At 71.2% G+C, this 19149-nt stretch carries 19 protein-coding genes; 8 read left to right on the top strand and 11 right to left on the bottom strand.

What is annotated here, in order from left to right:
• Both ACTOWY_RS38190 and ACTOWY_RS38185 read right to left on the bottom strand, forming a co-directional pair.
• On the bottom strand, window positions 1-648 hold the full coding sequence (locus ACTOWY_RS38190) for a response regulator (protein WP_441314463.1): 648 nt from the start codon (window positions 646-648) through the stop codon (window positions 1-3).
• A complete protein-coding gene (locus ACTOWY_RS38185) occupies window positions 645-1790 on the bottom strand; it encodes a sensor histidine kinase (RefSeq protein WP_441314462.1) in 1146 nt (381 codons plus the stop codon). Before ACTOWY_RS38185 ends, ACTOWY_RS38190 begins: the two co-directional genes overlap by 4 nt.
• A gap of 145 nt (window positions 1791-1935) precedes the next feature.
• Here ACTOWY_RS38185 and ACTOWY_RS38180 point away from each other — a divergent pair, with 145 nt between their 5' ends.
• From ACTOWY_RS38180 to ACTOWY_RS38165, 4 genes are read left to right on the top strand one after another with little or no spacing between them, the layout of a single operon-like run.
• The gene (locus tag ACTOWY_RS38180; RefSeq protein WP_441314511.1) at window positions 1936-3297 is read left to right on the top strand and encodes a hypothetical protein; all 1362 of its coding nucleotides are present in this window, start codon (window positions 1936-1938) and stop codon (window positions 3295-3297) included.
• Entirely contained in the window at window positions 3294-3698 is a 405-nt protein-coding gene (locus ACTOWY_RS38175; RefSeq protein ID WP_441314461.1) for a FixH family protein, read from the top strand. The genes ACTOWY_RS38180 and ACTOWY_RS38175 overlap by 4 nt, the downstream gene beginning before the upstream one ends.
• A gap of 11 nt (window positions 3699-3709) precedes the next feature.
• Window positions 3710-4825, top strand: a complete 1116-nt coding sequence (locus ACTOWY_RS38170; protein WP_441314460.1) for a hypothetical protein — start codon at window positions 3710-3712, stop codon at window positions 4823-4825.
• Window positions 4826-4830: 5 nt separating this feature from the next.
• Window positions 4831-5358: a hypothetical protein gene (locus ACTOWY_RS38165; protein ID WP_441314459.1), complete on the top strand. Its 528-nt coding sequence runs from the start codon at window positions 4831-4833 to the stop codon at window positions 5356-5358.
• On the opposite strand, the gene ACTOWY_RS38160 is transcribed toward ACTOWY_RS38165, so the two are convergent.
• Both ACTOWY_RS38160 and ACTOWY_RS38155 read right to left on the bottom strand, forming a co-directional pair.
• Window positions 5355-5549 carry a DUF3618 domain-containing protein gene (locus tag ACTOWY_RS38160; protein WP_441314458.1) on the bottom strand — a complete coding sequence of 65 codons (195 nt, stop codon included), beginning with the start codon at window positions 5547-5549 and terminating at the stop codon, window positions 5355-5357. The genes ACTOWY_RS38165 and ACTOWY_RS38160 overlap by 4 nt on opposite strands.
• Entirely contained in the window at window positions 5546-5953 is a 408-nt protein-coding gene (locus ACTOWY_RS38155; protein WP_441314457.1) for a phage holin family protein, read from the bottom strand. Before ACTOWY_RS38155 ends, ACTOWY_RS38160 begins: the two co-directional genes overlap by 4 nt.
• A gap of 96 nt (window positions 5954-6049) precedes the next feature.
• On the opposite strand from ACTOWY_RS38155, the gene ACTOWY_RS38150 reads away from it, so the two are divergent.
• Complete coding sequence (locus ACTOWY_RS38150; RefSeq protein WP_441314456.1) at window positions 6050-6403, top strand: OsmC family protein; 354 nt, start codon at window positions 6050-6052, stop codon at window positions 6401-6403.
• An 80-nt stretch (window positions 6404-6483) separates the two neighbouring features.
• Here the strand turns inward: ACTOWY_RS38150 and ACTOWY_RS38145 are convergent, their stop codons facing one another.
• Both ACTOWY_RS38145 and ACTOWY_RS38140 read right to left on the bottom strand, forming a co-directional pair.
• Window positions 6484-7128 carry a formylglycine-generating enzyme family protein gene (locus tag ACTOWY_RS38145; protein WP_441314455.1) on the bottom strand — a complete coding sequence of 215 codons (645 nt, stop codon included), beginning with the start codon at window positions 7126-7128 and terminating at the stop codon, window positions 6484-6486.
• A 12-nt stretch (window positions 7129-7140) separates the two neighbouring features.
• Window positions 7141-7950 carry an oxidoreductase gene (locus tag ACTOWY_RS38140; protein ID WP_441314454.1) on the bottom strand — a complete coding sequence of 270 codons (810 nt, stop codon included), beginning with the start codon at window positions 7948-7950 and terminating at the stop codon, window positions 7141-7143.
• A gap of 97 nt (window positions 7951-8047) precedes the next feature.
• Here ACTOWY_RS38140 and ACTOWY_RS38135 point away from each other — a divergent pair, with 97 nt between their 5' ends.
• Entirely contained in the window at window positions 8048-8848 is an 801-nt protein-coding gene (locus tag ACTOWY_RS38135; protein WP_441314453.1) for a helix-turn-helix transcriptional regulator, read from the top strand.
• A gap of 52 nt (window positions 8849-8900) precedes the next feature.
• On the opposite strand, the gene treZ is transcribed toward ACTOWY_RS38135, so the two are convergent.
• From treZ to ACTOWY_RS38110, 5 genes are all read right to left on the bottom strand, one after another.
• The gene (treZ, locus tag ACTOWY_RS38130; RefSeq protein ID WP_441314452.1) at window positions 8901-10628 is read right to left on the bottom strand and encodes a malto-oligosyltrehalose trehalohydrolase; all 1728 of its coding nucleotides are present in this window, start codon (window positions 10626-10628) and stop codon (window positions 8901-8903) included.
• Complete coding sequence (treY, locus tag ACTOWY_RS38125; RefSeq protein ID WP_441314451.1) at window positions 10625-12916, bottom strand: malto-oligosyltrehalose synthase; 2292 nt, start codon at window positions 12914-12916, stop codon at window positions 10625-10627. Before treY ends, treZ begins: the two co-directional genes overlap by 4 nt.
• Window positions 12917-12947: 31 nt before the next feature.
• Entirely contained in the window at window positions 12948-15110 is a 2163-nt protein-coding gene (glgX, locus tag ACTOWY_RS38120; protein WP_441314450.1) for a glycogen debranching protein GlgX, read from the bottom strand.
• 112 nt (window positions 15111-15222) lie between these two features.
• Window positions 15223-15894: a class I SAM-dependent methyltransferase gene (locus ACTOWY_RS38115; protein ID WP_441314449.1), complete on the bottom strand. Its 672-nt coding sequence runs from the start codon at window positions 15892-15894 to the stop codon at window positions 15223-15225.
• Window positions 15891-16160 carry a glutaredoxin domain-containing protein gene (locus tag ACTOWY_RS38110; RefSeq protein WP_441314448.1) on the bottom strand — a complete coding sequence of 90 codons (270 nt, stop codon included), beginning with the start codon at window positions 16158-16160 and terminating at the stop codon, window positions 15891-15893. Before ACTOWY_RS38110 ends, ACTOWY_RS38115 begins: the two co-directional genes overlap by 4 nt.
• A 171-nt stretch (window positions 16161-16331) precedes the next feature.
• Between ACTOWY_RS38110 and ACTOWY_RS38105 the strand changes: the two genes are divergently transcribed.
• Window positions 16332-17546: an MFS transporter gene (locus ACTOWY_RS38105; protein WP_247765713.1), complete on the top strand. Its 1215-nt coding sequence runs from the start codon at window positions 16332-16334 to the stop codon at window positions 17544-17546.
• Between the two features lie 325 nt (window positions 17547-17871).
• Complete coding sequence (locus ACTOWY_RS38100) at window positions 17872-19149, top strand: diguanylate cyclase (RefSeq protein ID WP_441314447.1); 1278 nt, start codon at window positions 17872-17874, stop codon at window positions 19147-19149.

Below are 19149 nucleotides of genomic sequence, written 5' to 3'. Positions count from 1 at the left end.
TCAGACCAGGCCGTTCAGGTGCGCGTACACCACCGCGTGCACCCGGTCCCGCAAGCCCAGTTTGGCCAGGATCCGGGACACGTGGGTTTTCACCGTCTCATCGCCCACGTGCAAAGCCGCGGCGATCTCCGCGTTGCTGCAAGCGCGGGCGAGGAGCAGTAAGACCTCCCGCTCCCGGGTGGTCAGCGATTCCAGTCCCGGAGCCGAGGCGGGCGGCGCGATACTCCCGGCGAACCGGGCGATCAACCGCTGGGTGACCGAGGGATCGATCAACGCGTCCCCGCGCGCGGCCACCCGGACCGCGGTCAGCAACTCCTCCGGCGGCAGGCTTTTCAGCAGGAACCCGCTCGCTCCCGCCCGCAATGCCCGGTATACGTACTCGTCATTGTCATAGGTCGTCAGCACCACGACCTTGGTCCGATTCTCCGGCGCGGCCAGAATGGCCTCGGTGGCGCTCAATCCGTCCACCTTGGGCATCCGGATGTCCAGCATCGCCACATCCGGCCGCAACCGGGCCACCTCGGCCACCGCGGCCCGCCCGTCCGCGGCCTCGCCAACGCACTCCAGATCGGCCTGGGTGCTCAGCAGGGCCCGCAATCCCGAGCGCAACATCGCGTGATCGTCGGCCAGCAGCACCCGCACGGTCATCCCCGCACCCCCAACGGAAACGTCACCGACGTCGACCAGGTCCGCCCGTCCGGATCCACCCCGTAGGTCGCCACCCCGTCGAACATCCCGGCCCGGCTGCGAATCCCGGCCAGCCCGCGCCCGCCACCCGCCGCGGGATCCCGCGCCACCGCCACCGTGTTGCTCGCGCGCACCTCCAGGGCCCCGGCCCGGAACTCCAGTGCCACGTCCACCCCACCGGAATCCCCGTGCCGCAACGCGTTCGTGAGCATTTCCTGGATGATCCGGTACAGCGTGATCCCCAGTGAGTCCGGCACCGCCCTCGGCGCTCCGCTGCGCCGCAACCGGGCCGGGATCCCCGCCGCCCGCACCCCGTCGAGCAACTCGTCCAGGTTCGCCAGCCCTGGCTGCCGCGCGCCGTCCCCGTTGTCCCCGTGCAGCAGGTCCAGCAGGTGCCGCAGGTCCACCATCGCGGCCTGGCTGGCGCTCTCCACCGCGCGCAGCGAGCTGGCTGCCCCCGCCCCTGGCGCCAGGCTCAGCCGGGCCGCCCCGGCGTGCAGGTTGATCGCGCTGACGTGGTGCGCGATCACATCGTGCAGGTCCCGCGCGATCGCACTGCGCTCCCTGGCGATCGCCTGGGCCATGGCCTGCTCGGCGTCCCGCCGTTCCCGTTCGGCCCGCTGCTCCAGCTCGGCCAGGTAGGCCCGCCGCGCCGTGGTGTACCGGCCGACCAGCCAGGGCAGCACCGCCCCGGTCAGCACCGCCACCGGCCACAGGTGCCACACCTCCGGCCGGTGCAGCAGCTGGGTGGCCACCCTGGTGATCACCAGCACGCCGAGCGCGGTCCACGCCTGCCACCCGGACAGCCAGGCCCCCGCCCGGTAGCCGGCGATCATCAGCCCGGCGTCGTTACCCGGCACCATCAGCAGCGGCGAGGCCATCTGCACCAGCCCGTGCAGGGCGGCCAGCACCCCCGAATGCCGGGCCGGACCGGCCAGCGCCGCGTCCACCAGGACCACCGCGGCCAGTGCCGCCCACTCCGGCCAGTTCCGGCCGCAGCCGGTCATCAGGAACAGCAGCGAGTCGGTCAGCGTGCACACCGCGGCGACCAGCACCGACTGCCGGGACAACGACCGGCTCGGCTCGTTGGCGCCAATGCGCATGACCCGTCCTCCCCACCACATCCGCCAGGCCGACCCTGAGATGATCCGACACCGCCCCCGGAGGCCGAGTCCCCCGTGCGGGGGAGCCCGGATCACCCTGCGCCGTGACGCTTTCCGCCCCAGCGGACCCTAACGTCCAGCGGTGATGGACATCTCCGGCAGAACCCGAGCAACGGTGCTGGTCAGCCTGGTGTGCGCGCTCGGCCTGCTACTCGGCCCCGGCGTCGCGCTGGCCGACGGCGCGGACACCGGCGCGGACATCCAGGTCGCCCAGACCCTCGGCGAGCGCGAGCTGACCGTGGTGATCCGCACCGTCGAACCGGTGCCCGGCCCGGTGCGGGTGGACGTGGTCACGCATGCGGGCAGCCCGCCCGGCGAACTCGTGCTGCGGCTGTCCAGCTCCGGCGTGCAGTTCAGCGCGGCCCGCGTCCAGCTCGGCGCCACCCCCGGCTTCCACCGCGGCACGCTGAGCGTGGACCGCGCGGGCCCGTGGGAGTTGGCCGTTGACGACGGCAACCGGGTCGCCACCATCCCGTTCGTGGTCCCGGCCAGGGTGAAGTCCACCGCGGAGAACACCGTGTACGGCGGCTTCGTCGCGGCCGGGATCCTGCTGCTGGCCGCACTGCTGCTGGCCCTGCGCGGCCACGGCCTGCTCGCGATGGCCCCGGCCGCGGGGATGATCGCCGCGCTCGCGGTGGCGGTCACCGCGGCGCTGTTGTCCGCCACCGTGCCACCGCCGCCCGCGCCCGGCTCGGTCTGGGATCCGACCTACGACAACGTCGCCGACCCCTACGCCCGGCCGCCGCAGCCCGCGATCGACCCGGCCCGGCCGCCGGTCACCGTGGTCGCCGACCAGGTCGGCGAGGACCTGCGGCTGGCCATCACCGACAGCGCCACCGGGCAGCCGGTGGACGACCTGCTGGTGCACGACAACGCGTTGGTGCACCTCGCGGTGGTCTCACCGTCGGGCCGGTTGTGGCACCTGCACCCGATCCGGGTGGCGCCGGGGGACTACCGGGCCCGGTTGATCGCGCCGGAAACCGGTCGGTACGCGGTGGCGGCCGAGGTGGCGCGCCGGGGCGGTGGCCGTCAGCTGGCCCGGACTTCGTCGCGGCTCAACCAGATCGCGCCCTCGGTGACGCAGCTGGAGCAGGTCGAGCTGACCAGGGCGATCGAGCCCGCCGGCACGCCGAGCACGCTGACCGCGCGGTTCGGCAAGGCGGATCTCCAGCCCTGGCTGGGCATGCTGGGCCATCTGATCGTGGTCGGTCCGGTGCGCGGGGAGATCGCGGACTCACCGGTGTGGGCGCATGCGCACTCGATGATCCCGCCGACTCCCGGCCAGCTGGCGCGGCCGGATGAGAGCGTGGCCGCGTACGGGCCGGATGTGCCCTTCACCTACACCTTTCCGTTGCCCGGCCGGTATCTGGTGTGGGCGCAGGCCGAGCGTGACTACGCCGTGCGCACGGTCGCCGCGGTCATCGACGTGCCCGAGGCTGCTCGATGAGGAAGTCGATTCTCCTTGCCGCGGCGGTACTTCTGGTCGTCGCCGGGCTGCTGGTGTTCTTCTGGCCGCGAGCCGAGGCCGGGACCACGACCGCGAAGCAGAGCACGCCCAAGCACACCGTCGAGCTGTCCATCACCGACCCGAAACCCGGGGACAACACGGTGATCCTGGCGGTGACCGAGCGGAACGGGCAGCCCGCCGCGGTGGACCGGGTCAGCGTGGAACCGGTGATGCCGCAGATGGGGCACGCGCTCACCCCGGTCAGCGCGGTGGCCGAGGCGCCGGGACGGTTCCGGGCGCACGGCTACCTGTTCCACATGTCCGGGCCGTGGCAGCTGACCGTGGTGTTGCACGGGCCGTCCGGGGTCGACCGGGTCGCCTTTCCGTTGCTGGTCAAGTGAGAGGAACGCCAATGGAGATCACCGCGCCGGCCGCGACAGCGGTGTCGACGAGCGCGCCGAAGGGAGTGGTCGCGGCCGGGTTCGTGCTCGGCGGCAGTGTGCTGTCGCTGACCGGGTTGACCTGGGACATCCAGTGGCACAGCGATGTCGGGCCGGACACCTTCTTCACGCTGCCGCATCTACTCCTGTACTCGGGGAGCGCCATCGCCGGGATCGCGAGTCTGGTGGTGGTTTTGCTGACCACGGCGGCCGAGCGGGCGGGCCGCACGGTGGATCCGATCGTGGGTGGGCGTGCGGTCGGGGTGTTCGGCCGTACCTTCGCCGCGCCGGTGGGATATCTGATCTCCGGGCTGGGGGCGGCGTCGTTCCTGTTGTACGGGTTGTGGGATCAGTGGTGGCATTCGCTGTACGGGTTTGACGCGGTGATCGCCTCGCCGCCGCACATCGGCTTGCTGCTGTCGGTGGCGATCACCATGGTGGGCACGGTGATGGTGTTCGCGACCGCGCGGCACCAGCGCTGGGGCCTGATCGGTGGGCTGGTCAGCCTGGCGGTGCTGTTCGGGTTCAGCACGGTGATCACCATTGGGCTTGGCCAGATTCCGACCGGGCCGGTGGAGCCGCTGGCGGCGGGAACCGCGTTCTTGGCCGCGTTGATCCTGATTCTGGGGGCGCGGTTGCTGGATCGGCCCGGTGGCGCACTGGGTGTGGCCGCGGTGCTGGCCGCGTTGCAGGCGGTGTTCTGGTGGTTCTCGCCTTGGGCGGCAAGGGTTTACGCGGACGCGATCGGGCTGCCGGTGCGGGACTACGTGGACGGGGTGCCTGACCTGCCGTCGCTCTGGCCGTTGAGCCTGTTGGTGGTCGGCGGGCTGGTGGAGCTGCTGCTCGGGGTAACGCGGCGGGGCGGGAATCTGAGGCGGGCAGGCTGGCTCGCCGGGGGCGTGGCGGGTCTGGTGGTCGGCGGACTGGCGCCGGTGCAGACGGTGTTGTTGCGGAGTTTGCCGTTGCCGGGTGCGGATGTGCTGATCGCCACCGCGGTTGCCGGGTTGGTGCTGGGTGCGGTTGGCGGGTTCTTGGCGGTGCGGTTCGGCGGGATGCTGCGGCAGCTCGCTCCGGTGCGGGAAGGATGAGCGGGATGCGCGCAACTGTGGCGGCGATGCTGGGTGCGGTGGCTCTGTTGCTGGGCTCGGCCGCGCCCGCGCTGGCCTACGAGCCGGTGAACGTGGTGCACGCGGAGACGGTGCAGGCCGGACCGTACAAGCTGACCGTCGGCTTCAGCGCCTGGCCGCTGAAAGCGTTGCAGTCACTGGACTTCAGCTTCGCGCCGGAGGGCGGGATCCAGGGGCGGTCCGGCACGCTGACCGTGCTGGGACCGGATGTCACCCGGGAGCGGCCGCGACCGCTGGTGCGGCATCCGCGCAAGCGGGAGGTGTGGGGACTGGACGTGCAAAGCCTGCCCACAGAAGGGAACTGGACGCTCAAGTTCACTGTGGACGGTGCGCAGGGGGCAGGGACCGGGCAGCTCAGCGTGCCGGTGCTGGAGCAGCCGGGACCGCCGATGGGGTTGAGCTGGGCCATCAGCACGTTGCCGTTGTTCGGTTTGGTGGGGTTGCTGGTCATCGCCTGGCGGCGAAGTCGGCCGGAGGTCGCGCCCGCCGGTTAGCGGCGGATTTTGCGCAGTAGCAAGACAACGACCAGTAGCGCCAGGCCGCCGAGGGCGAACGGGACGATCTCGGCGGCCTTGTGCAGCTTCTGCTCGGCCCGGCGGTTGAGTTCGTCGACGGTGTCACCGAGCTGCGCCCGCGTGTGCTGGACCTGGTGCTGGAGTTCCTCGACCTGGTCGGTGCCGCTCATCGCCGGGTTCCTTCCTGGAGTAGCTCGACGTCCTTGCGGAGGTTTTCCCTGGCCTGTTCCGGAATCGGCGGGATCGCTCGCTTGAGCTGGGCCCGTCCGGCCAGGGCCAGGATGCCCGCGATCAGCAGGATGCCCGCGCCGATGACCAGTGCCGCGGCCCAGGGGAGCAGGACGGTGGCCAGCAGGAGGATCAGCCCGGCGATCACCGCGGCCAGGCCGTAGAGGGCGAGCAGACCGGCCGCGCCGGCCAGTCCGGCGCCGACTCCGGCTTGCTTTCCCTTGTGCTGGAGTTCGGCCCTGGCGAGCGCCATTTCCTCCCTGACCAGGGTGCTGACCTGCTCTGTCAGGGACTTGACGAGTTCGCCGGTGGTTCGCTGGTCGGCGTGTTGCACGTGCGGGCTCATCGCGCGGGCTCCTTTCCGTGACTGCGTTCGGAGTAACCAGGGATCGGCGGTTGAAACTCCGTTTTCGCAGGCAGGTTGGCGGGCACTTGCCTGGACATGGATGTCATCGAACCCACGCCCGTGCGTCGTGCCGAAGCCGTCGCGGTTGATGAGGGGCGGTTCTCGCCCGAGCAACTCCACGCGGAGGCGATGGCCGGTTGCCTGTGGCATGCCGTCGCCGAGGCCGCCGGACGGCTGGGGGTGGCGGCCGGGAAATTCCGGGTGGCGGCGTCCTCGCAGTTCGTGGGGGGACTGAATGGGGAATACAGCGTGGAGGTGGTGGCTACTGTTTTCGCGCCCGGGCTTTCGGCTGAGGAGCTGCACGGGGTGGTTCGGGAGGCTGACCGATTATGGCCTTATACCAGCGGGAATTGGGGGCGGATCGCGGTGCGGGTCGGGGCCGGGGACTGAGGTTCCGGCGAGTTGGGCCAAGTGGTACGCCGGTTTTGCCCAAGTGGGCGTACCAGTTGGCCCAAGTGGTACGGATTGCGCTATGCGGATCTCGCCAGCCGGAAGCCCACGTCGTCGATGGCGAACGTCGGGTGGCTTCTCCTGCGCACCCCGGCCCGGCAGCTCCAGTGTTCGTCCAGCCAGCCGCCGCCTTTGAGCACGCGGTAGGTGCCGTAGACCTCGGGGTCGTACAGGTCCCAGCACCACTCCCAGACGTTGCCGAGCATGTCGTGCAGGCCCCAGGCGTTGGCGGCTTTCTCGCCCACCTTGTGCGGGTGTTCGCCGGAGTTGTCCCGGTACCAGGCGATGTCGTCCAAGGGGCCGTAGCGGGGAGTGGTTGTGCCTGCCCGGCACGCGTATTCCCATTCGGCCTCAGTGGGTAGGCGGTAACCCGGTGCGGTGCGGTCGTAATTGGTCAGGTCGCCGTTGAGCTGGTAGGCCGGGGTGAGGTTTTCCTGGTGGGACCGGGTGTTGCAGAAGGTGATCGCGTCCAGCCAGGACACTGTTTCCACCGGGTGGTTCTCGCCCTTGGTGGTGCTGGGGTGGTGGCCGGTCACCGTGGCGTAGTCGGCTTGGGTTACCGGGTGGGCGGCCAGGTGGAATGGGAGTAGGTCGACCGTCCAGGTGCGCTGGGTGCGGCGGTCGGACAGGGTGGCCTGGCCGGCGGGGATGGCGATCATCTTCATGGTGGGGCGAGCTTATCGACGGAGGTGTGCGGTGCGGTCCAGGTCGTTGGCCACCGCTTTGAGCTTGTCCTGGATGGCCTGGACCGCGTCCTCGCCGAGGGGGAGGCGCAGCGGCAGGTCGGGGAGGTCCAGGGCAGTCAGGACCGCGGCGGCGGCTTCGGCTGGGTCGCCGGGCTGGATGCCGTGGCTGTCGGACAGGGTTTGGCGGACCGGGTTGACGGTGGCGTCGTAGTCGGGGATCTGTGCGGTGGTGGTCAGGCTGGGGCCGGCGAATTCGGTGCGGTAGGCGCCGGGCTCGACGATCAGGACCCGGATGCCCAACGGGGCCACTTCACCCGCCAGGGCTTCGCTGGCCTGTTCCAGGGCACCCTTGGCCGCGCAGTAGGCGCCGACACCGGGGAAGGCGAGCAGGCCGCCCATGCTGGTGAGCTGGACGATGGCGCCGGTGCGGCGGGCCCGCATGTGCGGCAGGACCAACTGGGTCAGGCGGATCGGGGCGAAGAACATGACCTCCATGACGTTGCGGAGGTCCGCTTCGGGGGTTTCCTCGATGGCGCCGACGTAGCCGAAACCGGCGTTGTTGACCAGGATGTCGATGCGGCCGTGGGTGGCCAGGGCCTGGCCGACGGCGTGTTCGCAGGCGGTGGGGTCGCTGACGTCGAGGGGCACGACGGTGACCCGGCCGGGGTTGGCTTCGGCGCTGGCCTTCATGGTTTCCGGGCGGCGGACGGCGGCGATGACCGTGTCGCCCGCGTCGAGCGCGGCCTGGGTGAAGGCCGCGCCGAAACCGCTGTTGGCGCCGGTGATGAACCAGATTCGCATGGGGGAGAGCCTGCCGGGGCGCGGGATGGGCGGGTATGGCCCGATGGTGGAAGGTTCCGGGTTGCTGTGCCGGGTTGGCACGGCATACAACGGGGGTATGGCTATCGAACCGCGCGCTGCCCGGCGGGCCCTGGTGGAGACTCCGGGGCCGCCGCGGCCGTTGCCGGACGGCGAGGTGTTGCCGCCGGAGGACTATCGGCGACTGGTGGGGGTGCTGGAGGCGGTGGACCGGGCGCCGGACCTGGAGGCCTTCGCCGAGGCGCTGGTGCGGGCGCTGCAGACCTGGTTCGGGTACAGCACGGTGGTGGTGTTGCACGGGCGCACCCTGGCCGAGGCGTTACGTGGTGGCGCCGGGGTGAAGACGGGGTACTCCGAGGCGTTCCTGGCGGAGTACGCGACCCAGTGGATCGCGGCTGATCCGTTCCTGACGCCGCGGGCGTTCGCGCTGCTGGACGAGCGGGGTGTGGTGACGCTGCGGGATCTGCTGGCGCCGGAGCACCAGGCGTACGTGGACGGGTTCCTGCGGCCGCACGGGATCAACGACAAGCTGGGCGCGGTGATCGACGGGGGCGCGGCCGGAGTGCTGTACGTGGGCGCGGTGGTGCGCGGCGCGGCGACCGTGCCGGTGCGGGATGTGGCGGTGTTACGGGTCTTGCGGCGGCACCTGGCGCCACTGGCCGCGGAACAGCTGGGGCGGCCACGGGTGCGGGAGTGGCGGCTCACCCCGAGGGAGCGGGAGGTCGCGGAACTGGCGGTGCGGGGGCTGACCAATCCGCAGATCGGGCGGCGGCTGTTCATCGGCGCGGACACGGTGAAGAAGCACCTGAGCCGGGTGTACGCGGAAACCGGGACCGCGACCCGGACTCAACTGGCGGTGCTGTTCCGGTCCATGCCCTGACCGGGTCATCCGCCGTCGAGTTGGCCAAAGTCGTACGCCCACTTGGGCCAACTCAGCGTACGACTTGGGCCAACTCGACGATGGCGAAGGACTCCGCGGGCAGGGTGAGGGTGTTGGCGGGAGTGACCGGGGCCGAGGACAGCAGCACGGTGTGGGCCGGGATGGGCAGGGTGACCTCGGTGGCGGCCAGGTTCACCGCCACCCGGAGCGGGCCGCGATGCAGCACCAGCCAGCGGGACTGTTCGTCGTAGTCGACCTGGAGGCGGTCCAGGCGCGGGTCGGACAGGGCCGGGTGCTTGCGGCGGAGGTGGATCAGATTCCGGTACAGGGCGAGGATCTCGGCGTGCCGGGGGTCTTCCGGCTCGGACCAGTCCACTGTGGACTGTGCGAGAGTCTGGGGTGACATGGGGTCCGGGACTTCTTCCTCGGCCCAGCCGTGGTCGGCGAACTCGCGGCGGCGGCCGGTGCGCACCGCCTCGGCCAGCTTCGGGTCCGGGAAGGTGGCGAAGAACTGCCACGGGGTGCGCGCGCCCCACTCCTCGCCCATGAACAGCATCGGCGTGTACGGGCCGGTGAAGACCAGGGCCGCGCCGCAGGCCAGCAGGCCGGGGGACAGAGTCGCGGAGAGGCGGTCGCCGGTGGCGCGGTTGCCGATCTGGTCGTGGTTCTGCAGGTAGGCCAGGAAACGGTGGCCGGACTGGCGGTGCGGGTCGATCGGGCGGCCGTGCGTGCGACCGCGGAAGGAAGACCAGGTTCCGTTGTGGAAGAAGGCTTCGCGCAGCGTGCGGGCCAGGGACTCCAGGGAGCCGAAGTCGGCGTAGTAGCCCTGGCGTTCGCCGGTGAGCGTGGTGTGCAGGCAGTGGTGGAGATCGTCGTCCCACTGCGCGTGCAGGCCGTAGCCGCCCGCCTCGCGCGGGGTGACCAGGCGGGCGTCGTTGAGATCGGACTCGGCGATCAGCGTCAGCGGGCGGCGCAGGTGCGCGGACAACGCCTCGACCTCCACGGCCAGCTCCTCCAGGAGGTGAGTGGCGCGGCGGTCGGACAAGGCGTGCACCGCGTCCAGGCGCAGGCCGTCCAGATGGAAATCACGCAGCCAGGACAGCGCGTTGTCCAGCACATACCGGCGGACCTCGCCGGAGTCCGGGCCATCCAGATTGAGCGTCGGCCCCCAGATGGTCTGCCCGGCGAAGTACGGGCCAAACCGGTCCAGATAGGCCCCGGACGGGCCGAGATGGTTGTAGACCACGTCCAGGATGACGCCCAAACCCTTGCCGTGGCAGGCGTTCACGAACCGCTTCAAGCCGTCCGGGCCGCCGTAGGACTCCTGCGCGGCGTACCAGAGCACCCCGTCATAGCCCCAGCCGTGCGGGCCGTCGAAGGAGTTGACCGGCAGCACCTCCACGAAATCCACGCCCAGCTCAACCAGGTGGTCCAGGCGCTCGATCGCGGCATCGAAGGTGCGGCCGGGAGTGAAGGTGCCGATGTGCAGCTCGTAGACCACCGAACCGGGCAGCGCGCGGCCGGTCCAGCCGCTGTCGGTCCAAGCGAACTCGTGCCGGTAGACCCGGGAGCGCTCGTGCACACCGGCGGGCTGACGCAGCGAGCGCGGGTCCGGCAGCACAGTCGGATCCTCGTCGAGCAGATAGCCGTAGTCGGTGCCGGACAACGGTTCCGCCGGTCGCCACCAGCCATCGTCGTGGCGGTTCAGGTCGTGGATGGCGTTGTCCAGGCGCAGCCGGACCCGCTCGGCCCTGGGTGCCCACACGCTGAAGTCGGTCATGCCCGCACCAGCAGCGCGACCGGGTACGGGGAGAGCAGCTCGGCCAGCCGCGGGCTGCCGGAGACCGGCCGACCGGTCAGCGCGTCCGTCCAGGAGCCGTCGCCGATCGGCAGCGGCAGGATGGTGGACCGCCAGCCGCCCGCGGCGCCCAGGCCGACCGGCAGCCGGGTGGCCACCGCGACCAGGTCCAGCTTCGGGCCGCGGGCGAAGGCGAAGGCGTGCTCGGCCGAGGGGCCCTCGGCGTCCAGGGGCCGGTAGCCGGTGAACAGCTCGGGCCGGTCCCGGCGCAACCGCAGCGCCTTGGCGGTCACCAGCAGTTTGGCCGCGCCCTCCTCATCCACCTCGGGCAGCCAGCCGGAATCAATGCGCGCCAGCAGTTCCCGCCGTGCCGGGAAGTCCACCGGTCGCCGGTTGTCCGGGTCCACCAGGGACAGGTCCCACAGCTCGGTGCCCTGGTACACATCGGGCACACCCGGCCCGGCGAGCTGGATCAGCTTCTGCCCCAGCGAGTTCGACCAGCCGTGCGCCCGGATCGCCTCGGCGAAGGCGCCGACGTCCTTGGCCAGCTCGGCCTCGGCCAGCACCCGCTCCGGCCAGGCGGCCACCAGCGCGTCGAACTCCGGGTCCGGGTCGGTCCACGAGGTGGCGACCTTGGCTTCCTTGGCCGCCTTGGCCAGGTAGTCGCGCAGCCGCTCCGGGCTGATCGGCCAGGCCCCGACCAGGGTCTGCCAGGCCAGCAGGTTCAGCGAGGGCTCGGGCAGCCCGGCCCGCGCGGTCCACCGGCGCACCGCCCCGGCGAACTCATCGCGCACCTCGGCCAGCACCGCCAGCCGGGCCCGCACGTCCTCGGCGCGCTTGGTGTCGTGGGTGGACAGCGCGGTCATCGTGCCCGGCCACCCAGCCTCGCGGGCGGCGTTGCGGAAGTGCAGTTCGGCCACGGACACCCCGAACCGGTCCAGCGCGCCGCCGACCTCGTTCAGCGCGGCGAACCGGGTGCACCGGTAGAACGCGGTGTCCTCCACGCCCTTGGCCATCACCATGCCCGAGGTCTGCTGCACCCGCCGGGTCAGCTCGCACTCCGGATCGGTGAGCATCCGCTGCCCGGCCAGGCTGATCACGTCGGAGAGATCCGGCCGGGCCATGCTGGCCGCGGCCAGCGCCGCGCACAGCGGCCCGCGCCCCTCCGGCAGATAGCTGCGGTAGACGCGGAAGGAGGAGAGCAGTTCGGCGATCCCGGCCTCGGCCCGCGCGGGCTCGAATTCGGGCAGCAGCCGGGCGATCCGGCGCACCTCGGCGGCCAGGCTGGTCGTGGCCGCCCGTCGGCGGCAGCCACGCTCGACCTCGTGCACCTGCACCGGCACCCCGAGTTCGGCGGCCAGCCGGGTGAACACCGGTTCGCCCTTGGGGTCGATGAACACCCCGCAGATCTCGCGCAGCGCGTCGTAGCCGGTGGTGCCGTCCACCGGCCAGGAGGTCGGCAGCGCCTCGTCCGCGCCGAGGATCTTCTCCACCACCAGCCAGGCCTCCGGCGCGGCCGTGCGCAGCCGCCGCAGGTAGCCACCGGGGTCGGTCAGGCCGTCCGGGTGGTCGATCCGCAACCCGGTGACCTGCCCCGCGCTCAGCCAGCGCAGCAGTTCGCCGTGGGTGGCCTGGAAGACCTCCTCGTCCTCCACCCGCACCGCGGCCAGCTCGTTGATGTCGAAGAACCGCCGGTAGTTCAGCTCGGTCGAGGCCCGCCGCCAGTCCACCAGGCGGTAGTGCTGCCGTTCGTGCACCGCCCGCGGCGTGCCCTCCGCGGTGTCCGGGGCTAGGGGGAACCGGAGATCGCCGTAGACCAGGCAGTCCTCCTTGACCTGCAACTCCTCCAGGGCCGCTTCGTCGTCGGCGAGCACCGGGATGAGCAGCGGACCGTGCGACCACTCGATGTCGAAGTAGTGCGCGCACGGCGAGGCCTGGCCGAGCTTGAGCACATCCCACCACCACGAGTTGGCCGCGGCGTCGGCCACGCCCATGTGGTTGGGCACGATGTCCAGCACCAGGCCCAGTCCGCGCTGCCCGAGCCTGGTGCTCAGCGCGGCCCGCCCGTCCGCCCCGCCCAGTGCCTCGGAGGCCTTGGTCGGGTCCACCACGTCGTAGCCGTGCGTGGATCCGGGCGCCGCCTGCAGCACGGGGGAGGCGTACAGCGCGCCCGCGCCCAGCCCGGCCAGGTAGTCGGCCAGTTCGGCGGCGTCGGCGAAGGTGGTCTCCGCGTTGAGCTGCAGCCGGTAGGTCGAACTCGGCGTGGTCATCGGTGGTGCCCCCGTCGGTGGAGTGAGCTGGTCAGTCGGTGCGCTGGAGCACGAGCAGCGAGCGGTCGACGACCTTGATCGTCTCCCCGCCGCGGACAGTCCGGGCGCGGGTGGGGGTGCCGCCCGCGATCACCCCGGTCACCACGCCGCCGCCGGAGCCGCCGAGGGCCTCGCCGGTGGCGGTGTCGAGCACGACCGTCCAGGTGTTGCCATACCCCGAATCAGGCACGGTCAGCTCCAGTTCGCCGTCGTGGGCGTTGAAGCAGAGCAGGAACGAGTCGTCGGTGACCCGTTCGCCGCGGGCGTCCAGGTCGGTGATGCCGTCGCCGTTGAGGAAGACCATGATGCAGCGCCCGAAGCCGGATTCCCAGTCCTGTTCGGTCATCTCCTCGCCTGCGGGGGTGAACCAGGCGATATCGCGCAGCTCCTCGCCCTTGCGCACCGGCCGGCCGCGGAAGAACCGCCGCCGCCGGAACACCGGGTGCTCCCGGCGCAGCCGCGCGGTGGCCCTGGTGAAGTGCAGCAGGTCCACAGTGGACTCCAGCAGCGACCAGTCCACCCAGGCGATCTCGTTGTCCTGGCAGTAGGCGTTGTTGTTGCCGCGCTGGGTGCGGCCCAGCTCGTCGCCGTGGGAGAGCATCGGCACGCCCTGGGCCAGGAACAGGGTGGCGATGAAGTTGCGCCGCTGCCGCTCGCGCAGCGCGTTGATCTCCGGATCCTCGGTCAGGCCCTCGGCGCCGCAGTTCCAGGAGCGGTTGTCGTCGTGCCCGTCCCGGCCGTCCTCGCCGTTGTCCTGGTTGTGCTTGTCGTTGTAGGACACCAGGTCGTTGAGGGTGAAGCCATCGTGCGCGGTGACGAAGTTGATCGAGGCGTACGGGCGGCGGCCGTCGTCCTGGTAGAGATCGGAGGAACCGGTGATCCGGGAGGCGAACTCGCCCAGCGTGGCCGGTTCCCCGCGCCAGAAATCGCGCACGGTGTCCCGGTACTTGCCGTTCCACTCCGTCCACAGTGGAGGGAAGTTGCCCACCTGGTAGCCGCCGGGTCCGACGTCCCAGGGTTCGGCGATCAGCTTGACCTGGCTGATGATCGGGTCCTGCTGCACGATGTCGAAGAACGCGCTCAGCTTGTCCACGTCGTAGAACTCGCGGGCCAGGGTGGAGGCCAGGTCGAAGCGGAAGCCGTCCACCCGCATCTCGGTCACCCAGTACCGCAGCGAGTCCATGATCAGTTGCAGGGTGTGCGGGTTGCGCGCGTTGAGCGAGTTCCCGGTGCCGGTGTAGTCCATGTAGTGCCGAGGGTCGTCCTCGACCAGGCGGTAGTAGGCGGCGTTGTCGATGCCGCGCCAGGACAGCGTCGGCCCGAGGTGGTTGCCCTCGGCGGTGTGGTTGTAGACCACGTCCAGGATCACCTCGATCCCGGCCGTGTGCAGCGCCCGCACCATCGCCTTGAACTCCTGCACCTGGTTGCCCTGCGCGGTCACCGCGGCGTAGCCGTCGTGCGGGGCGAAGAAGGCCAGGGTGTTGTAGCCCCAGTAGTTGGTCAGCCCGCGCTCGGCCAGGTGGTGGTCGTTGATGAACTGGTGCACCGGCATCAGCTCGACCGCGGTGACGCCCAGCTCCCGGAAGTAGTCGATCATCACCGGGTGCGCCAGCCCGGAGTAGGTGCCGCGCAGCTCGGCTGGGATGTCCGGGTGCTCGATGGTCAGCCCGCGCACGTGCGTCTCGTAGATCACCGTCTGGTGGTACGGGGTGCGCGGCGGCCGGTCGCTGTTCCAGTCGAAGAACGGGTTGATCACCACCGACTTGGGCACGTGCGGCGCCGAGTCCAGGTTGTTGCGCGCGTCGTGGTCGGAGAAGCGGTACCCGAACAGCGACTCGTCCCAGTCGATCTGGCCGTCCACGGCCTTGGCGTAGGGATCCAGCAGCAGCTTGTTCGGGTTGCAGCGCAGCCCGTGCTCCGGGTCGTGCGGCCCGTATACCCGGTAGCCGTAGCGCTGACCAGGGCCGACGCCGGGCAGGTAGCCGTGCCAGACGAACCCGTCGACCTCGGGCAGCACCACCCGGCTCTCCGCGCCGTCCTCGTCGAAGAGGCAGAGTTCGACCCGCTTGGCGACCTCGGAGTACAGGGTGAAGTTCGTCCCCGCGCCGTCGTAGGTCGCGCCGAGGGGGTAGGCGTGGCCAGGCCACGGCCGCATGGCTGCTCCAGGGGGTGTCGCGGGACGACGCTGTCCTGTGGTTATTGCCCGGTTTCCGGCGCGACAACGCTAGCGAAGGGAGAGTTCCGCGACGCGGCGGGGATGTGAACAGTTACCGGCGGCGCTCGAACTCGGCCACCCAGCAGCTGCCCCGGCTCGGCCTGCCGGTGTCCTCGACCTGCTCCACCCGGCGTTCCACCAGGTCATCCACGGTGAAGGTGTCCAGGTCGGCCCTGGTCAACGGCCAGGGTGGCCCCTCGGCCTCGGCGGGCGGGTGCTCGGCGTGCCGGGCGATGACCAGCAGCGTCCCGCCGGGCGCGACCAGGTCCCGCACCCCGGCCACCGCGGCCGGGCGCACCTCCCCGGGCAGGGCCTGCACGGTGAAGATCTCCACCACCAGGTCGAAGGCGCGCCGCCAGTCCGGCGGCAGCGCGAACAGGTCCGCGGTGGTGTAGTGCACGGGGGAGTCCGGGCGGCGTTCCCGGTTGGTCCGGATCGCGGTCTCGGCGATGTCGAAGCCGGTGGTGGCGAAGCCCAGGCCGGCCAGGAACTCCGCGTCCGCGCCCAGCCCGCAGCCGACCACCACGGCCCGCCGTCCGGCCCCGGACAGCTCGCTGGCGGCCGCCCAGGCGGCCAGCAGCGGCTGCGGGACCCGGCGGTCCCATGGCAGGTCCACCTCGCCGTGCGTGCCCGCCCGGTAGAGCCGGTCGAACCAGGCGGTGGGGGCGCCCTCGGCGAGCGCCTCGTGCGCGAGCCTGCCTGCCAAGGGCTCCCAGTCGGTCATGCCTGCGGCAGCAGTTCGGGGGCGTGTTCGCGGACCGCGGCGGTGACCTCGCGCAGGCTGGGGTTGACCATCGCGGCCGGTCCGACGAAGACCGTCGGCACGATCTCGTTCCCGTTGGCCACCGACCGCACCCGCGCGGCGGCGTCCGGGTCCTCCCAGATGTTGACCTTGGTATACGGCAGGCCGGCCTGGGTCAGCGCCCGTTCCAGGTTCATGCAGAAGCCGCAGCCAGGGCGCCAGTAGAACTCCACCGCGTTCTCGCTCATACGTCACGTTTACCCGCCGCTACCGCCCCCCGCCAAATCAGGCTTGCCTACCAGCGGTTTGCGCGGATTCCGGGTACCCACCGTCACCGGGAAGCACCCTGTGTTGCTCTTTTCCGGTACGACCTGCGCCGAAGGCAGCGTGCGCATTCGTGCGCTCTTAGGGTGTTCGATGTGTCGCGGCAGGGTGGGTTCGTTGCGGCGTTCGGAATCGCCGAGTTCCGTGCGCTGTGGCTCGCGGAACTCCAATCGGTGATCGGAGATCAACTCGCCAAGGTCGCGCTCTCGCTGCTGGTCTTCGAGCGCACCCGCTCGGCCCTGCTGACCGCAGGGGCCTACGCGCTGACCATGCTGCCCCAGCTCGTCGCCGGTCCGCTGCTGTCCTGGCTGGCCGACCGCTATCCGCGCCGCACGGTCATGGTGCACACCTCCCTTGCCCAAGCGTTGCTGGTCGGTCTGATGGCGGTGCCCGGCATGCCGCTGTGGCTGGTCGCCGCGCTGCTGGTGCTGGTCCAGCTGGTGCAGGCGCCCTTCGCCGCGGCCCAGGCCGCCACCGTGCCGGTGGTGCTGGAAGGCGAGGTCTACCAGGCCGGACAGGCGCTGCGGCAGATCACCGCGAACGCGGCCATGCTGCTCGGCCTGGCCGGCGGCGGGCTCGCGGTCGGCCTGCTCGGCCCGCACCTGGCCCTGGCCGTGGACGCGCTCACCTTCGCCCTGGTCGCGCTGCTGGTCCGGCTCGGCGTCAAACACCGCCCCGCGGCTCGGGAGGCGCCCGCGACCGCCGCCCGGCGCAGCTCCGGGGTGCTGCTGGTGTGGCGGAACCGGCGGCTGCGCGCGCTGCTGGGCCTGTCCTGGCTGGCCGGGATCGCGGTGGTGCCCGAGGGACTGGCCGCGCCGCTGGCCGCCGAGTACGGGGCCGGACCGGCCGCGGTGGGCTGGCTGCTGGCGGTGGACCCGGCCGCCTACGCGCTGAGCACCTTCCTGCTGACCCGCTGGACCAGCACGGAGACCAGGTTGCGGCTGCTCGGGGTGTTCGCGGTGGGTTCGGTCGCGATGCTGCTCGGCTTCGCCGGGGTAGGCCTGACCGGCGCGCTGATCCTGCTCGCGATCTCCGGCGCGCTGGCCGCCTACCAGGTCACGGCGGCGGCCGAGTTCATGGCCGCGGTGCCGGACGCGGACCGGGGCGCGGCCTATGGCGTGGCTCGCACCGGGCTCCGCGTGGTGCAGGGTTTGGGGGTCGTCGCGGGCGGCGTCTCAACGGAATTGATCGGTAGCCCGAGCACGACGGTTACCCTGGCGGGGGCCGTGGGCCTGGTCCTGGCGGTTCCGGCCGCGTGGGCATGGCGGCGGGCGCGTCAGGAAGGGCCGGTGAGTCCGTCATGGGTGTGAGACTCAGCGGTTGCCGGTCACACGGTGTGGCAAACGGGGTACACCGGTGTAACGACGCCGGGCTGCGGCGCCGACAAACCAAGCGAGAGTCACCAGTCGCGGTCAGTCACGGGAATCACCTCCGGTGGGCTGCGGTGGGTGCGGGCGAAAGGGGACGGCCATGACCTTCACCAGTCGCGGTCGGACACGGAGACCACCTCCCCGGGAGGTCAGCGCCACGCTCAGGCCGCAGCTACACGACACCCGTGTGCCGGGCACACGGGATAGAGGTATGAACAGTGTGGGGGGTCAGTCGCACACGGGCCAAACGAAGAAGCGGGAATCGTTGCGACGAATTCGCCCGAGTAAATGGGCGCTGTGGAGTCTGCCTCGGCGGGTAATCGTTTATCTGCTGGTAGTCGAGGTGGCGGTGCTCGCCGCGCTGATCACGTCCGTGCTGGCCATGACCGTGCCCGACGGCCGGGAATGGCTGACTTGTCTAGTCCTCATCGCCTGCGGCGGGGCGCACGTGCACCTGTCCAGGCGGACCGAGGAACAACGCCGCGGCAGTGCGCCCGGCCCGCATATTGATCTTACGAGTATCTGGACGCTGCCCGCGGTTCTGCTGTTGCCGGTGCCGTTGATGGCATTGGTCGTCATCGCCATTCGCACCCAGCGTTACCTCATCGCGCGCCGCCCGCTGTTCCGCTTCGCCTTCAGCACGAGCAGCATCCTGCTCGCCGCGCTGGCCGCGCGGGGCATGCTCGACCTGCTCGGCGTCCCGGCCTGGACCACCGCGCACCCGCTGACCATGCTCGCCGAGGCGGGCACCACGCTGGCCGCCGCGCTCGCCTACGGCCTGACCCAGCTGCTCGTGGTGGCCGGCGTGATCGCGCTGAGCATGCCCAAGCCCGCCCGCGCCGAACTCTTCGGCACCGCCCCGGACAACGCCCTGGAGGCGATGACCATCGCACTGGGCGCGGTGGCCGCCGTGGTGCTGATCCACAACCCGTTCATCGCGATCGCCCTGGTCCCGGCCGCGGCGGTGCTCAACCGGATCGCCCTGCTCCGCCAGCTCGAACGGGACGCCTCCACCGACTCGCTGACCGGCCTGCTCAACCGCCGAGGCTGGCTCGACCGGGCCAACCGCACCCTGGTCCGCGCCGACCACCGGGCCGCCCTGCTGATGCTGGACCTGGACCACTTCAAGTCCATCAACGACACCTACGGCCACGTCGCGGGCGACGACGTGCTGCGCGCGGTGGCCGAGGTCCTGCGCGAGAGCACCAGGGCGGGCGACCTGGTCGGCCGCTGGGGCGGCGAGGAGTTCATCGTCCTGCTGCCCGAGGTCTCCCGCCTGGAAGCGCACACCGTGGCCGAGCGCATCCGGGCCAAGGTGCGCGAGATGCAGGTCCCGACCACGCACCGGCGCGGCGGCCACGTGGTCATCATCGAGGACCGCACCACCTCCGTCGGCCTGGGCATCTCCCCGGACCACGGCCCGGACCTGGACAGCCTGGTCGCGGCCACCGACGCGGCGCTGTACCGGGCCAAGGAAAGCGGCCGGGACCGGGTCGAACCGGCCGAGCCCGCGCTCCACCTGCCCGGACAACGCGAGCACTGA

It is taken from the genome of Crossiella sp. CA198 (assembly GCF_052078295.1).
Taxonomy (GTDB): Bacteria; Actinomycetota; Actinomycetes; order Mycobacteriales; family Pseudonocardiaceae; genus Crossiella.
Note: the sequence above shows the minus strand (reverse complement) of the source record. Positions and strands in the feature narration are given on the sequence as shown.